Source organism: Carnobacterium maltaromaticum DSM 20342, from assembly GCF_000744945.1.
In the GTDB taxonomy this organism is placed as follows: domain Bacteria; phylum Bacillota; class Bacilli; order Lactobacillales; family Carnobacteriaceae; genus Carnobacterium; species Carnobacterium maltaromaticum.
In genome coordinates this window covers 1-16,161 of the sequence record NZ_JQMX01000003.1, presented here as the reverse complement: position 1 = coordinate 16,161, position 16,161 = coordinate 1, and the positions used below count along the sequence as shown (strand labels likewise).

The 16,161-nt window shown below is 32.4% G+C and carries 8 protein-coding genes and 4 pseudogenes; 8 read left to right on the top strand and 4 right to left on the bottom strand.

Annotated features, from left to right (window positions below; translation table 11 throughout):
• Window positions 1–295 (top strand): annotated as a pseudogene (locus BR77_RS17080) (ATP-binding cassette domain-containing protein); the annotation flags it as partial.
• A gap of 783 nt (window positions 296–1,078) precedes the next feature.
• Here BR77_RS17080 and BR77_RS19685 read toward each other — a convergent pair.
• Window positions 1,079–1,357, bottom strand: coding sequence for a hypothetical protein (locus BR77_RS19685; protein WP_340139901.1), 279 nt, complete (start codon window positions 1,355–1,357; stop codon window positions 1,079–1,081).
• A gap of 100 nt (window positions 1,358–1,457) precedes the next feature.
• Window positions 1,458–1,799 carry a replication initiation protein gene (locus tag BR77_RS19680; RefSeq protein ID WP_340139900.1) on the bottom strand — a complete coding sequence of 114 codons (342 nt, stop codon included), beginning with the start codon at window positions 1,797–1,799 and terminating at the stop codon, window positions 1,458–1,460.
• A gap of 1,727 nt (window positions 1,800–3,526) precedes the next feature.
• On the opposite strand from BR77_RS19680, the gene BR77_RS19250 reads away from it, so the two are divergent.
• Window positions 3,527–3,610, top strand: a complete 84-nt coding sequence (locus tag BR77_RS19250) for a type I toxin-antitoxin system Fst family toxin (RefSeq protein WP_155520246.1) — start codon at window positions 3,527–3,529, stop codon at window positions 3,608–3,610.
• A gap of 480 nt (window positions 3,611–4,090) precedes the next feature.
• Window positions 4,091–5,830 (top strand): ABC transporter ATP-binding protein, encoded by a 1,740-nt coding sequence (locus BR77_RS17055; RefSeq protein WP_035066601.1) that lies wholly within the window; start codon window positions 4,091–4,093, stop codon window positions 5,828–5,830.
• A gap of 785 nt (window positions 5,831–6,615) precedes the next feature.
• Here the strand turns inward: BR77_RS17055 and BR77_RS17040 are convergent.
• Window positions 6,616–7,338 carry a replication initiation protein gene (locus BR77_RS17040; RefSeq protein ID WP_035066595.1) on the bottom strand — a complete coding sequence of 241 codons (723 nt, stop codon included), beginning with the start codon at window positions 7,336–7,338 and terminating at the stop codon, window positions 6,616–6,618.
• 1,731 nt (window positions 7,339–9,069) lie between these two features.
• On the opposite strand from BR77_RS17040, the gene BR77_RS19245 reads away from it, so the two are divergent.
• Window positions 9,070–9,153, top strand: coding sequence for a type I toxin-antitoxin system Fst family toxin (locus tag BR77_RS19245; protein ID WP_155520246.1), 84 nt, complete (start codon window positions 9,070–9,072; stop codon window positions 9,151–9,153).
• A 480-nt stretch (window positions 9,154–9,633) separates the two neighbouring features.
• A pseudogene (locus tag BR77_RS17030) lies at window positions 9,634–11,372 on the top strand (ABC transporter ATP-binding protein).
• A gap of 783 nt (window positions 11,373–12,155) precedes the next feature.
• On the opposite strand, the gene BR77_RS17020 reads toward BR77_RS17030, so the two are convergent.
• Complete coding sequence (locus tag BR77_RS17020) at window positions 12,156–12,878, bottom strand: replication initiation protein (RefSeq protein ID WP_035066595.1); 723 nt, start codon at window positions 12,876–12,878, stop codon at window positions 12,156–12,158.
• Window positions 12,879–14,609: 1,731 nt separating this feature from the next.
• Here BR77_RS17020 and BR77_RS19240 point away from each other — a divergent pair.
• The 3 genes and pseudogenes from BR77_RS19240 to BR77_RS19595 form a co-directional block, all read left to right on the top strand.
• Window positions 14,610–14,693 carry a type I toxin-antitoxin system Fst family toxin gene (locus BR77_RS19240; RefSeq protein ID WP_155520246.1) on the top strand — a complete coding sequence of 28 codons (84 nt, stop codon included), beginning with the start codon at window positions 14,610–14,612 and terminating at the stop codon, window positions 14,691–14,693.
• Between the two features lie 480 nt (window positions 14,694–15,173).
• Window positions 15,174–15,895 (top strand): annotated as a pseudogene (locus tag BR77_RS19735) (ABC transporter transmembrane domain-containing protein).
• A pseudogene (locus BR77_RS19595) lies at window positions 15,847–16,161 on the top strand (multidrug ABC transporter permease); the annotation flags it as partial. The pseudogenes BR77_RS19735 and BR77_RS19595, both read left to right, overlap by 49 nt.

Here is a 16,161-nt window from a genome sequence, read left to right as displayed (position 1 = left end):
CAACGGCAACGAATTTCAATTGCTAGAGCATTTTTTACGTGATCCTAAAATATTAATGCTAGATGAAGCCACTGCAAGTTTGGATAGTCAATCAGAAGGTGTTGTTCAACAGGCCTTAAGCAATTTGATGGAAGGCAGAACAACATTCGTCATTGCCCATCGACTATCAACTATTTTTCAAGCGGATAAAATTATTTTTATTGAACAAGGACGTATTACTGGTATGGGATCTCATAGTGAATTAGTAGCTAATCATGATTTGTATCGTAGTTTTGTAGAATACCAATTAACATAAAAGTTAATTTAATTCAGCAAAGTGTCCTGCCTATATAGGCAGGACACTTTGCGCGATATTAAAATAAGATATTTACAGACCAACAATTAAATCTATAATGTGGAATGTTCCAAATAAACAATTCTTTGAAAATTTTTTATAATTTCTTTACGAGATAACTTGTTTTTTATATCTTTATACATTCTGAAAAATGCTATAATTATATTAAGACTAAAAAAGATGAGAAAAAAGATTAATAGTTTGTTATGATTAATTAGAAAAGAAAGAAGACTCATAAGTTTTTTACCTCCATAATTTATTATTTTTTGAAAAGGAGAAAAATATGCCAGTACTAGCAATTTTATTTTTATGCTCAGCAGCATTTCTTATTAAAAATGCAATTAAAGAAAAAACAGCTTCGATAACAACTATACTATATACCTTATTGCTTATATTTATTGGAATTGGATTTCTTGTTATATGGATATTAATAAAAATGTCGATAATATCCCCAATACAAGAAAATTTTATTTATTTTACTTAAAAATATAAAATCAATCATTGACTTGCGATTATACTTGTTATATATTTAAAAAGTAATTATTCTAATTGTAAAAAGGAGTGATACTTTATGGGTAAACTTTTTGGAGCACCAGCATCAGGTTTTGGAATTTGGTGGAAATTAGTTGGCGGGCCTGCATGGCAAGCTAGTCAACCTGGAATGATTTAGTTACAGAAAGCATGAGTATTTATATTCATGCTTTTTTTTTCGAAATTATCCATTTATTTTGAATTGATACATAATCATAAATTTGGTATTTTCAGTGGGTTAGGCTCTGCAAAGTAAATTTTAAAACTTTGGATTTTATTACCTTTGCGAGCTTTTACTTTTTCAACTTTGAATGTAGAAAAAACAACGTTTCCGCTTTTATCAGGGGTAGTGAATTCTTTTTTAGCCCTCTCAAATATACGGACATCAATATTAGTCATTTGATAACTTTTTGGTATTGATAATGCGGTTTTAAAATCTTCGATTTTTACAAACCAAGCACCTCTTCTATAATTTTTATCTCTGTGAGACATCAATTGTCTATATAGTTCTTTTGTGTAACCACTAGATAGGTTAGTTATAATTTCAAGTTCAAATCTAGTGAAATTAGATCCAATAGAGTTTAAAATAAATTCAAACTTTTCGCTTACCTGTATTGTAACAGTTTCTTTTTTTTATTAATAAAAATCTTTGAAATAGCCATAATTGTTCAAATTCGTCTTCATTTTCAAATCGGTAAGTCAATGTTCCTAATTTATCAGAAAAGGATTTTAAAGAATTATAAAAGCTCTCCATGCTGTCTCTACTGTAATGAGAGAGCTCTTTAAATACACCAAAATTGAAAGTTATTTCTTGTACTCCTTTCCTTTTCATTTTTGAGCAAACAGCCCAAAAAATATCCATCTCTACAGGCGTAAATTGTCTTAATGGTACAGTATTGAACCCATTATTGTATCTAACTACATCGTTGCTCATTTGAACACCTCATAAAATGTATTGTTAATATGATTCGTATTAATAATACACCACCAACTAGTAACAGTCAATTTTTTTGTTACTAGTACACTGCAAACTTGTTACTAGTACACTGCAAAACTGTTACTAATACACTGCAAACTTGTTACTAGTACACTGCAAAACTGTTACTGACCCCCACCACCTAAGCCTACTCTCCCAAGGAAAAGAGCAACCCTAGTAGTTATTCTTAGTAATTTATCTTATCAGTTAATATAGTAGTTAATCTTAAACTACTGTGTGTGAAATTTTTCTTTAGGTAAAAATAAAAAAGTCGACTTGCTTGCAAGTCCTTTGAGTAAAATGAAAACAAGACAAAAAGGAAACATGCTCCGCAAGCTAAAGAATTTTATAAAATCAAAAACGTTAGCAGAAACAAGTTCCCTTCGCTACCCTCACTCACTAACCTAGCCCTTTTTACCTTCTAGAATCCGTTTTTAAGCTCACTACAACGCTTTTACTTATGATTCAAGATAAATACGCACAAACAAGCTACACGAGCTTAAAACGGATTCTAGAGGCGTTTTTTTGTTAACTACTTTCACGCTTTTTTAATCAAAATGTGACTAGGAGGTTTGAATAGCGCTAAAACGTAAAAGAATCACCTTAGAATCTTTTTTAAGGGTGATTGCTGATAAGAAATTACATTTAATCTAAAACGTCTTAAAATGTGTTTTAAGCACAAAAACAAGAAAATAACTAAAAGTTTAAGCTGAACAAAATCCATAACCAGCTGTCACAAGATAGTTTGAGAAAATGAAAAACTGAAGGAGTGCCCATTTATACGCATCTCAATTTTTTGTGTACCTGGTCTCTACCGAGTTTTAAATTTCCCACGTGGGGTTTTGAAAAAGAAAATTTGAAAAAAATAAATCCAACAAAGTCCCTAAAAATGATCCAGTGAATTTTTTGAACAGGGCGCACTTATACATTGACAAAGTCAATCGTGCTGAAAGCGAAAAAATCAAGAGTCGATTCAAGTCTCTGACAGTTTTTTTAAAAGGTATATTTTCCTTTTGCGAGCAGAGCAACATGGGGACATGTTGCGAATTTTTAGTCGTTGCCTGTTTCAATTTTTTGGTCAATTGGTCGAAAAAATTTTTTAAAATTTTGGTTTTAGGGGATTGGGGAACCCAAAAAAATCATCCACTAACGACGATTTTTTCTGTTGCTAGTGGATAAAAAAGTGTCACATGCTAGCATGTTGCTCTGCTCGCAAAAGGAAAAAAACGTCGTCGACCAGATCCAGTTCTTTTTACTTCAGCAACCAAACTTTTCAGTTTGTGTAAGTGCGTCCTTCAGGAATGTTTCCCATTCAGTTTTTCAAGGGTCAGGTTTGTTGCAAGCATTGCAAGTGTAGTCACACTTACGAAATTTATGGAGCAAGAAAAATATATTTTTTGATTTTTTTTACGAATGGATTAGAAAAAAAGAGCATGATTTACCGACGGTTTTCGCTCGGTTCAGTGACGGTTCACCAACGGTTTTATGAAAAAACTGTACCCATGAAAAACTCCTAGCACTGCTAGGGTTCTCACGTAAGTGGGTACAGTTTTCCTTATGCTCTTTCTTGAAAACAGGACTTTATTTTTTATCGATGTTTTTTGTGGGACGAGACCCTCTATTTTTAGTATTCTATTTTTGTTATAGTGAAGTTGGCAGCTTGCTCCCGAAAGGGGGTGCTATTTATGGAAAACCTTATCTCATTGGTTATCGCTCCACTTTTAGTGGGACTAGTATTATTGCTAGTTGAACATTGGTTAGATGATTAGACGATAATCTCGCAAGTTGTTCCTGACCCACACGTTCGGAGTCGCAACGAACGAAAAAAAAGCCAACCCTATTCGCATTAGGGTTGGCTTTTGTGCTATTCATACAGACCTTATCTCATCTCGCAACTTAATAATAACCCACCTGTTACGAAAGTGCAATTAAATAACAAAAAAGTCCCTCCGGGTCGAGAGACTTTACATAATGTCCATTAAAACAAGTGCCACGCCCCGTAAGGGGTTCAGCGCAAATCCTTGTGAAGAAAAAGTGGTCTAGTTCTAAAAAGCTCATCTAATAGGATTCTATCCGTTCGTTTTCTTGTGAAAATATAAAGGTATAACGTTTATTAAATAACTTCAAAAAATTGATAATAAAATTTTTATCAGGTAATCAAAAAATAGTAACTTTAAAATGCTAGTGAAAAAAATAAAAGTAAGTTATAATAAAAATCTAACGTTATTTGATAAAAGGAGAATGATAAGATGGAAAAAACAAGCACATTTAAAACGGGTTCATGGAAAAATTTTTTTAATTTATTGAATAACACTAAGCCAAAAAAAATATTGATTTTCTTTAGCTTGATTTTTAGTTTAGTTACTACCTTAATTGGATTAGTTGTGCCATTATTTACTAAAAGCTTGATTGACAATTTTTCAATAGAATCTTTGAATTGGATCGTAATTATGGGTATTTTTTTTATATTTATTTGTCAAGCAATTACAGATGGTGTTTCAATGTACATGTTAAGTTATATGGGACAACAAATGGTTGCTCGCTTACGCGAAAAAGTTTGGGGGAAACTTGTTCATCTGCCAGTCTCTTATTTTGATGAAACTAAAACAGGTGAGATTGTCAGTCGTTTAATTAACGACACAACCCTAGTTAAAGATTTAATTACACAGCATTTCCCCCAGTTTATTAATGGGATTATTTCAATTATTGGTGCAATAATTATATTAATGATTATGGACTGGAAAATGACAATAATCATGTTAATTTCTATTCCTGTGACTGCAGTGCTTATTATGCCGTTAGGAGCAAAAATGGCAAATATTTCTAGAGAAACTCAAAGTGAAACTGCCGATTTTACTGGAATTGTGAGTCAAACTTTATCAGAAATTCGTTTAATGAAATCATCTAATGGTGAAAAAATCGAAATTGAACATGGTAATAATGGGATTCACCGCTTATTTAAATATGGTTTAAAAGAAGCCAAGCTACTTTCTATTATCGGGCCAATTATATCTTTAGTTATGATGGCTATCATTGTTTCAATTATAGTCTATGGTGGTATTCGTGTACAAGCAGGAACTTTAACAGCAGGAACTTTAGTTGCTTTTTTACTTTATTTATTCCAAATTATTTTTCCTGTAACTTCTTTTGTGACATTCTTTACTCAATTGCAGAAAGCTAAAGGCGCAACCGAGCGAATTACGGAAATTTTAAGTATGGAAAGTGAAGACTTAGAAAAAGGCCTGGATTTTGATGTAGCTGGAAAAACGATTCAAATGATGGGTGTTTCATTTGAATATAATCCAGACGAACCTATCTTAACCGGTATCAATTTTGAAACAAATCCTGGAGAAGTTATAGCCTTTGCAGGACCTAGTGGATCTGGAAAAACGACTCTGTTTTCTTTACTAGAACGTTACTACTCTGTTAAAGAAGGCAGTATTGAAGTTGGTACGACACCATTAGAATCAATTTCATTACATTCTTGGCGACGTCAGGTTGGCTATGTCTCGCAAGAAAGCGCGATGTTATCTGGGAGTATTCGAGATAATTTAACCTATGGATTGGAACAAGAATTTTCTGAAGATGAGCTTTGGAAAGTAGCTAAGCTAGCATATGCTGAAACTTTCATTCGCGAGTTGCCTAAGGGGTTAGACACAGAGGTTGGCGAACGAGGAATTAAATTATCTGGGGGGCAACGGCAACGAATTTCAATTGCTAGAGCATTTTTACGTGATCCTAAAATATTAATGCTAGATGAAGCCACTGCAAGTTTGGATAGTCAATCAGAAGGTGTTGTTCAACAGGCCTTAAGCAATTTGATGGAAGGCAGAACAACATTCGTCATTGCCCATCGACTATCAACTATTTTTCAAGCGGATAAAATTATTTTTATTGAACAAGGACGTATTACTGGTATGGGATCTCATAGTGAATTAGTAGCTAATCATGATTTGTATCGTAGTTTTGTAGAATACCAATTAACATAAAAGTTAATTTAATTCAGCAAAGTGTCCTGCCTATATAGGCAGGACACTTTGCGCGATATTAAAATAAGATATTTACAGACCAACAATTAAATCTATAATGTGGAATGTTCCAAATAAACAATTCTTTGAAAATTTTTTTATAATTTCTTTACGAGATAACTTGTTTTTTATATCTTTATACATTCTGAAAAATGCTATAATTATATTAAGACTAAAAAAGATGAGAAAAAAGATTAATAGTTTGTTATGATTAATTAGAAAAGAAAGAAGACTCATAAGTTTTTTACCTCCATAATTTATTATTTTTTGAAAAGGAGAAAAATATGCCAGTACTAGCAATTTTATTTTTATGCTCAGCAGCATTTCTTATTAAAAATGCAATTAAAGAAAAAACAGCTTCGATAACAACTATACTATATACCTTATTGCTTATATTTATTGGAATTGGATTTCTTGTTATATGGATATTAATAAAAATGTCGATAATATCCCCAATACAAGAAAATTTTATTTATTTTACTTAAAAATATAAAAATCAATCATTGACTTGCGATTATACTTGTTATATATTTAAAAAGTAATTATTCTAATTGTAAAAAGGAGTGATACTTTATGGGTAAACTTTTTGGAGCACCAGCATCAGGTTTTGGAATTTGGTGGAAATTAGTTGGCGGGCCTGCATGGCAAGCTAGTCAACCTGGAATGATTTAGTTACAGAAAGCATGAGTATTTATATTCATGCTTTTTTTTTCGAAATTATCCATTTATTTTGAATTGATACATAATCATAAATTTGGTATTTTCAGTGGGTTAGGCTCTGCAAAGTAAATTTTAAAACTTTGGATTTTATTACCTTTGCGAGCTTTTACTTTTTCAACTTTGAATGTAGAAAAAACAACGTTTCCGCTTTTATCAGGGGTAGTGAATTCTTTTTTAGCCCTCTCAAATATACGGACATCAATATTAGTCATTTGATAACTTTTTGGTATTGATAATGCGGTTTTAAAATCTTCGATTTTTACAAACCAAGCACCTCTTCTATAATTTTTATCTCTGTGAGACATCAATTGTCTATATAGTTCTTTTGTGTAACCACTAGATAGGTTAGTTATAATTTCAAGTTCAAATCTAGTGAAATTAGATCCAATAGAGTTTAAAATAAATTCAAACTTTTCGCTTACCTGTATTGTAACAGTTTCTTTTTTTTTATTAATAAAAAATCTTTGAAATAGCCATAATTGTTCAAATTCGTCTTCATTTTCAAATCGGTAAGTCAATGTTCCTAATTTATCAGAAAAGGATTTTAAAGAATTATAAAAGCTCTCCATGCTGTCTCTACTGTAATGAGAGAGCTCTTTAAATACACCAAAATTGAAAGTTATTTCTTGTACTCCTTTCCTTTTCATTTTTGAGCAAACAGCCCAAAAAATATCCATCTCTACAGGCGTAAATTGTCTTAATGGTACAGTATTGAACCCATTATTGTATCTAACTACATCGTTGCTCATTTGAACACCTCATAAAATGTATTGTTAATATGATTCGTATTAATAATACACCACCAACTAGTAACAGTCAATTTTTTTTGTTACTAGTACACTGCAAACTTGTTACTAGTACACTGCAAAACTGTTACTAATACACTGCAAACTTGTTACTAGTACACTGCAAAACTGTTACTGACCCCCACCACCTAAGCCTACTCTCCCAAGGAAAAGAGCAACCCTAGTAGTTATTCTTAGTAATTTATCTTATCAGTTAATATAGTAGTTAATCTTAAACTACTGTGTGTGAAATTTTTCTTTAGGTAAAAAATAAAAAAAGTCGACTTGCTTGCAAGTCCTTTGAGTAAAATGAAAACAAGACAAAAAGGAAACATGCTCCGCAAGCTAAAGAATTTTATAAAATCAAAAACGTTAGCAGAAACAAGTTCCCTTCGCTACCCTCACTCACTAACCTAGCCCTTTTTACCTTCTAGAATCCGTTTTTAAGCTCACTACAACGCTTTTACTTATGATTCAAGATAAATACGCACAAACAAGCTACACGAGCTTAAAACGGATTCTAGAGGCGTTTTTTTGTTAACTACTTTCACGCTTTTTTAATCAAAATGTGACTAGGAGGTTTGAATAGCGCTAAAACGTAAAAGAATCACCTTAGAATCTTTTTTAAGGGTGATTGCTGATAAGAAATTACATTTAATCTAAAACGTCTTAAAATGTGTTTTAAGCACAAAAACAAGAAAATAACTAAAAGTTTAAGCTGAACAAAATCCATAACCAGCTGTCACAAGATAGTTTGAGAAAATGAAAAACTGAAGGAGTGCCCATTTATACGCATCTCAATTTTTTGTGTACCTGGTCTCTACCGAGTTTTAAATTTCCCACGTGGGGTTTTGAAAAAGAAAATTTGAAAAAAATAAATCCAACAAAGTCCCTAAAAATGATCCAGTGAATTTTTTGAACAGGGCGCACTTATACATTGACAAAGTCAATCGTGCTGAAAGCGAAAAAATCAAGAGTCGATTCAAGTCTCTGACAGTTTTTTTAAAAGGTATATTTTCCTTTTGCGAGCAGAGCAACATGGGGACATGTTGCGAATTTTTAGTCGTTGCCTGTTTCAATTTTTTGGTCAATTGGTCGAAAAAATTTTTTTAAAATTTTGGTTTTAGGGGATTGGGGAACCCAAAAAAATCATCCACTAACGACGATTTTTTCTGTTGCTAGTGGATAAAAAAGTGTCACATGCTAGCATGTTGCTCTGCTCGCAAAAGGAAAAAAACGTCGTCGACCAGATCCAGTTCTTTTTACTTCAGCAACCAAACTTTTCAGTTTGTGTAAGTGCGTCCTTCAGGAATGTTTCCCATTCAGTTTTTCAAGGGTCAGGTTTGTTGCAAGCATTGCAAGTGTAGTCACACTTACGAAATTTATGGAGCAAGAAAAATATATTTTTTGATTTTTTTTACGAATGGATTAGAAAAAAAGAGCATGATTTACCGACGGTTTTCGCTCGGTTCAGTGACGGTTCACCAACGGTTTTATGAAAAAACTGTACCCATGAAAAACTCCTAGCACTGCTAGGGTTCTCACGTAAGTGGGTACAGTTTTCCTTATGCTCTTTCTTGAAAACAGGACTTTATTTTTTATCGATGTTTTTTGTGGGACGAGACCCTCTATTTTTAGTATTCTATTTTTGTTATAGTGAAGTTGGCAGCTTGCTCCCGAAAGGGGGTGCTATTTATGGAAAACCTTATCTCATTGGTTATCGCTCCACTTTTAGTGGGACTAGTATTATTGCTAGTTGAACATTGGTTAGATGATTAGACGATAATCTCGCAAGTTGTTCCTGACCCACACGTTCGGAGTCGCAACGAACGAAAAAAAAGCCAACCCTATTCGCATTAGGGTTGGCTTTTGTGCTATTCATACAGACCTTATCTCATCTCGCAACTTAATAATAACCCACCTGTTACGAAAGTGCAATTAAATAACAAAAAAGTCCCTCCGGGTCGAGAGACTTTACATAATGTCCATTAAAACAAGTGCCACGCCCCGTAAGGGGTTCAGCGCAAATCCTTGTGAAGAAAAAGTGGTCTAGTTCTAAAAAGCTCATCTAATAGGATTCTATCCGTTCGTTTTCTTGTGAAAATATAAAGGTATAACGTTTATTAAATAACTTCAAAAAATTGATAATAAAATTTTTATCAGGTAATCAAAAAATAGTAACTTTAAAATGCTAGTGAAAAAAATAAAAGTAAGTTATAATAAAAATCTAACGTTATTTGATAAAAGGAGAATGATAAGATGGAAAAAACAAGCACATTTAAAACGGGTTCATGGAAAAATTTTTTTAATTTATTGAATAACACTAAGCCAAAAAAATATTGATTTTCTTTAGCTTGATTTTTAGTTTAGTTACTACCTTAATTGGATTAGTTGTGCCATTATTTACTAAAAGCTTGATTGACAATTTTTCAATAGAATCTTTGAATTGGATCGTAATTATGGGTATTTTTTTTATATTTATTTGTCAAGCAATTACAGATGGTGTTTCAATGTACATGTTAAGTTATATGGGACAACAAATGGTTGCTCGCTTACGCGAAAAAGTTTGGGGGAAACTTGTTCATCTGCCAGTCTCTTATTTTGATGAAACTAAAACAGGTGAGATTGTCAGTCGTTTAATTAACGACACAACCCTAGTTAAAGATTTAATTACACAGCATTTCCCCCAGTTTATTAATGGGATTATTTCAATTATTGGTGCAATAATTATATTAATGATTATGGACTGGAAAATGACAATAATCATGTTAATTTCTATTCCTGTGACTGCAGTGCTTATTATGCCGTTAGGAGCAAAAATGGCAAATATTTCTAGAGAAACTCAAAGTGAAACTGCCGATTTTACTGGAATTGTGAGTCAAACTTTATCAGAAATTCGTTTAATGAAATCATCTAATGGTGAAAAAATCGAAATTGAACATGGTAATAATGGGATTCACCGCTTATTTAAATATGGTTTAAAAGAAGCCAAGCTACTTTCTATTATCGGGCCAATTATATCTTTAGTTATGATGGCTATCATTGTTTCAATTATAGTCTATGGTGGTATTCGTGTACAAGCAGGAACTTTAACAGCAGGAACTTTAGTTGCTTTTTTACTTTATTTATTCCAAATTATTTTTCCTGTAACTTCTTTTGTGACATTCTTTACTCAATTGCAGAAAGCTAAAGGCGCAACCGAGCGAATTACGGAAATTTTAAGTATGGAAAGTGAAGACTTAGAAAAAGGCCTGGATTTTGATGTAGCTGGAAAAACGATTCAAATGATGGGTGTTTCATTTGAATATAATCCAGACGAACCTATCTTAACCGGTATCAATTTTGAAACAAATCCTGGAGAAGTTATAGCCTTTGCAGGACCTAGTGGATCTGGAAAAACGACTCTGTTTTCTTTACTAGAACGTTACTACTCTGTTAAAGAAGGCAGTATTGAAGTTGGTACGACACCATTAGAATCAATTTCATTACATTCTTGGCGACGTCAGGTTGGCTATGTCTCGCAAGAAAGCGCGATGTTATCTGGGAGTATTCGAGATAATTTAACCTATGGATTGGAACAAGAATTTTCTGAAGATGAGCTTTGGAAAGTAGCTAAGCTAGCATATGCTGAAACTTTCATTCGCGAGTTGCCTAAGGGGTTAGACACAGAGGTTGGCGAACGAGGAATTAAATTATCTGGGGGGCAACGGCAACGAATTTCAATTGCTAGAGCATTTTTACGTGATCCTAAAATATTAATGCTAGATGAAGCCACTGCAAGTTTGGATAGTCAATCAGAAGGTGTTGTTCAACAGGCCTTAAGCAATTTGATGGAAGGCAGAACAACATTCGTCATTGCCCATCGACTATCAACTATTTTTCAAGCGGATAAAATTATTTTTATTGAACAAGGACGTATTACTGGTATGGGATCTCATAGTGAATTAGTAGCTAATCATGATTTGTATCGTAGTTTTGTAGAATACCAATTAACATAAAAGTTAATTTAATTCAGCAAAGTGTCCTGCCTATATAGGCAGGACACTTTGCGCGATATTAAAATAAGATATTTACAGACCAACAATTAAATCTATAATGTGGAATGTTCCAAATAAACAATTCTTTGAAAATTTTTTTATAATTTCTTTACGAGATAACTTGTTTTTTATATCTTTATACATTCTGAAAAATGCTATAATTATATTAAGACTAAAAAAGATGAGAAAAAAGATTAATAGTTTGTTATGATTAATTAGAAAGAAAGAAGACTCATAAGTTTTTTACCTCCATAATTTATTATTTTTTGAAAAGGAGAAAAATATGCCAGTACTAGCAATTTTATTTTTATGCTCAGCAGCATTTCTTATTAAAAATGCAATTAAAGAAAAAACAGCTTCGATAACAACTATACTATATACCTTATTGCTTATATTTATTGGAATTGGATTTCTTGTTATATGGATATTAATAAAAATGTCGATAATATCCCCAATACAAGAAAATTTTATTTATTTTACTTAAAAATATAAAATCAATCATTGACTTGCGATTATACTTGTTATATATTTAAAAAGTAATTATTCTAATTGTAAAAAGGAGTGATACTTTATGGGTAAACTTTTTGGAGCACCAGCATCAGGTTTTGGAATTTGGTGGAAATTAGTTGGCGGGCCTGCATGGCAAGCTAGTCAACCTGGAATGATTTAGTTACAGAAAGCATGAGTATTTATATTCATGCTTTTTTTTTCGAAATTATCCATTTATTTTGAATTGATACATAATCATAAATTTGGTATTTTCAGTGGGTTAGGCTCTGCAAAGTAAATTTTAAAACTTTGGATTTTATTACCTTTGCGAGCTTTTACTTTTTCAACTTTGAATGTAGAAAAAACAACGTTTCCGCTTTTATCAGGGGTAGTGAATTCTTTTTTAGCCCTCTCAAATATACGGACATCAATATTAGTCATTTGATAACTTTTTGGTATTGATAATGCGGTTTTAAAATCTTCGATTTTTACAAACCAAGCACCTCTTCTATAATTTTTATCTCTGTGAGACATCAATTGTCTATATAGTTCTTTTGTGTAACCACTAGATAGGTTAGTTATAATTTCAAGTTCAAATCTAGTGAAATTAGATCCAATAGAGTTTAAAATAAATTCAAACTTTTCGCTTACCTGTATTGTAACAGTTTCTTTTTTTTTATTAATAAAAAATCTTTGAAATAGCCATAATTGTTCAAATTCGTCTTCATTTTCAAATCGGTAAGTCAATGTTCCTAATTTATCAGAAAAGGATTTTAAAGAATTATAAAAGCTCTCCATGCTGTCTCTACTGTAATGAGAGAGCTCTTTAAATACACCAAAATTGAAAGTTATTTCTTGTACTCCTTTCCTTTTCATTTTTGAGCAAACAGCCCAAAAAATATCCATCTCTACAGGCGTAAATTGTCTTAATGGTACAGTATTGAACCCATTATTGTATCTAACTACATCGTTGCTCATTTGAACACCTCATAAAATGTATTGTTAATATGATTCGTATTAATAATACACCACCAACTAGTAACAGTCAATTTTTTTTTGTTACTAGTACACTGCAAACTTGTTACTAGTACACTGCAAAACTGTTACTAATACACTGCAAACTTGTTACTAGTACACTGCAAAACTGTTACTGACCCCCACCACCTAAGCCTACTCTCCCAAGGAAAAGAGCAACCCTAGTAGTTATTCTTAGTAATTTATCTTATCAGTTAATATAGTAGTTAATCTTAAACTACTGTGTGTGAAATTTTTCTTTAGGTAAAAAATAAAAAAAGTCGACTTGCTTGCAAGTCCTTTGAGTAAAATGAAAACAAGACAAAAAGGAAACATGCTCCGCAAGCTAAAGAATTTTATAAAATCAAAAACGTTAGCAGAAACAAGTTCCCTTCGCTACCCTCACTCACTAACCTAGCCCTTTTTACCTTCTAGAATCCGTTTTTAAGCTCACTACAACGCTTTTACTTATGATTCAAGATAAATACGCACAAACAAGCTACACGAGCTTAAAACGGATTCTAGAGGCGTTTTTTTGTTAACTACTTTCACGCTTTTTTAATCAAAATGTGACTAGGAGGTTTGAATAGCGCTAAAACGTAAAAGAATCACCTTAGAATCTTTTTTAAGGGTGATTGCTGATAAGAAATTACATTTAATCTAAAACGTCTTAAAATGTGTTTTAAGCACAAAAACAAGAAAATAACTAAAAGTTTAAGCTGAACAAAATCCATAACCAGCTGTCACAAGATAGTTTGAGAAAATGAAAAACTGAAGGAGTGCCCATTTATACGCATCTCAATTTTTTGTGTACCTGGTCTCTACCGAGTTTTAAATTTCCCACGTGGGGTTTTGAAAAAGAAAATTTGAAAAAATAAATCCAACAAAGTCCCTAAAAATGATCCAGTGAATTTTTTGAACAGGGCGCACTTATACATTGACAAAGTCAATCGTGCTGAAAGCGAAAAAATCAAGAGTCGATTCAAGTCTCTGACAGTTTTTTTAAAAGGTATATTTTCCTTTTGCGAGCAGAGCAACATGGGGACATGTTGCGAATTTTTAGTCGTTGCCTGTTTCAATTTTTTGGTCAATTGGTCGAAAAAATTTTTTTAAAATTTTGGTTTTAGGGGATTGGGGAACCCAAAAAAATCATCCACTAACGACGATTTTTTCTGTTGCTAGTGGATAAAAAAGTGTCACATGCTAGCATGTTGCTCTGCTCGCAAAAGGAAAAAAACGTCGTCGACCAGATCCAGTTCTTTTTACTTCAGCAACCAAACTTTTCAGTTTGTGTAAGTGCGTCCTTCAGGAATGTTTCCCATTCAGTTTTTCAAGGGTCAGGTTTGTTGCAAGCATTGCAAGTGTAGTCACACTTACGAAATTTATGGAGCAAGAAAAATATATTTTTTGATTTTTTTTACGAATGGATTAGAAAAAAAGAGCATGATTTACCGACGGTTTTCGCTCGGTTCAGTGACGGTTCACCAACGGTTTTATGAAAAAACTGTACCCATGAAAAACTCCTAGCACTGCTAGGGTTCTCACGTAAGTGGGTACAGTTTTCCTTATGCTCTTTCTTGAAAACAGGACTTTATTTTTTATCGATGTTTTTTGTGGGACGAGACCCTCTATTTTTAGTATTCTATTTTTGTTATAGTGAAGTTGGCAGCTTGCTCCCGAAAGGGGGTGCTATTTATGGAAAACCTTATCTCATTGGTTATCGCTCCACTTTTAGTGGGACTAGTATTATTGCTAGTTGAACATTGGTTAGATGATTAGACGATAATCTCGCAAGTTGTTCCTGACCCACACGTTCGGAGTCGCAACGAACGAAAAAAAAGCCAACCCTATTCGCATTAGGGTTGGCTTTTGTGCTATTCATACAGACCTTATCTCATCTCGCAACTTAATAATAACCCACCTGTTACGAAAGTGCAATTAAATAACAAAAAAGTCCCTCCGGGTCGAGAGACTTTACATAATGTCCATTAAAACAAGTGCCACGCCCCGTAAGGGGTTCAGCGCAAATCCTTGTGAAGAAAAAGTGGTCTAGTTCTAAAAAGCTCATCTAATAGGATTCTATCCGTTCGTTTTCTTGTGAAAATATAAAGGTATAACGTTTATTAAATAACTTCAAAAAATTGATAATAAAATTTTTATCAGGTAATCAAAAAATAGTAACTTTAAAATGCTAGTGAAAAAAATAAAAGTAAGTTATAATAAAAATCTAACGTTATTTGATAAAAGGAGAATGATAAGATGGAAAAAACAAGCACATTTAAAACGGGTTCATGGAAAAATTTTTTTAATTTATTGAATAACACTAAGCCAAAAAAAATATTGATTTTCTTTAGCTTGATTTTTAGTTTAGTTACTACCTTAATTGGATTAGTTGTGCCATTATTTACTAAAAGCTTGATTGACAATTTTTCAATAGAATCTTTGAATTGGATCGTAATTATGGGTATTTTTTTTATATTTATTTGTCAAGCAATTACAGATGGTGTTTCAATGTACATGTTAAGTTATATGGGACAACAAATGGTTGCTCGCTTACGCGAAAAAGTTTGGGGAAACTTGTTCATCTGCCAGTCTCTTATTTTGATGAAACTAAAACAGGTGAGATTGTCAGTCGTTTAATTAACGACACAACCCTAGTTAAAGATTTAATTACACAGCATTTCCCCCAGTTTATTAATGGGATTATTTCAATTATTGGTGCAATAATTATATTAATGATTATGGACTGGAAAATGACAATAATCATGTTAATTTCTATTCCTGTGACTGCAGTGCTTATTATGCCGTTAGGAGCAAAAATGGCAAATATTTCTAGAGAAACTCAAAGTGAAACTGCCGATTTTACTGGAATTGTGAGTCAAACTTTATCAGAAATTCGTTTAATGAAATCATCTAATGGTGAAAAAATCGAATTGAACATGGTAATAATGGGATTCACCGCTTATTTAAATATGGTTTAAAAGAAGCCAAGCTACTTTCTATTATCGGGCCAATTATATCTTTAGTTATGATGGCTATCATTGTTTCAATTATAGTCTATGGTGGTATTCGTGTACAAGCAGGAACTTTAACAGCAGGAACTTTAGTTGCTTTTTTACTTATTTATTCCAAATTATTTTTCCTGCTAACTTCTTTTGTGACATTCTTTACTCAATTGCAGAAAGCTAAAGGCGCAACCGAGCGAATTACGGAAATTTTAAGTATGGAAAGTGAAGACTTAGAAAAA

Bases quoted from the DNA above. Each gene is read 5' to 3' on its own strand.
- BR77_RS19685 (WP_340139901.1), bottom strand. From the start codon at position 1,357: ATGTCTCACAGAGATAAAAATTATAGAAGAGGTGCTTGGTTTGTAAAA.
- BR77_RS17020 (WP_035066595.1), bottom strand. From the start codon at position 12,878: ATGAGCAACGATGTAGTTAGATACAATAATGGGTTCAATACTGTACCA.
- BR77_RS19680 (WP_340139900.1), bottom strand. From the start codon at position 1,799: ATGAGCAACGATGTAGTTAGATACAATAATGGGTTCAATACTGTACCA.
- BR77_RS19250 (WP_155520246.1), top strand. From the start codon at position 3,527: ATGGAAAACCTTATCTCATTGGTTATCGCTCCACTTTTAGTGGGACTA.
- BR77_RS17040 (WP_035066595.1), bottom strand. From the start codon at position 7,338: ATGAGCAACGATGTAGTTAGATACAATAATGGGTTCAATACTGTACCA.
- BR77_RS17055 (WP_035066601.1), top strand. From the start codon at position 4,091: ATGGAAAAAACAAGCACATTTAAAACGGGTTCATGGAAAAATTTTTTT.
- BR77_RS19240 (WP_155520246.1), top strand. From the start codon at position 14,610: ATGGAAAACCTTATCTCATTGGTTATCGCTCCACTTTTAGTGGGACTA.
- BR77_RS19245 (WP_155520246.1), top strand. From the start codon at position 9,070: ATGGAAAACCTTATCTCATTGGTTATCGCTCCACTTTTAGTGGGACTA.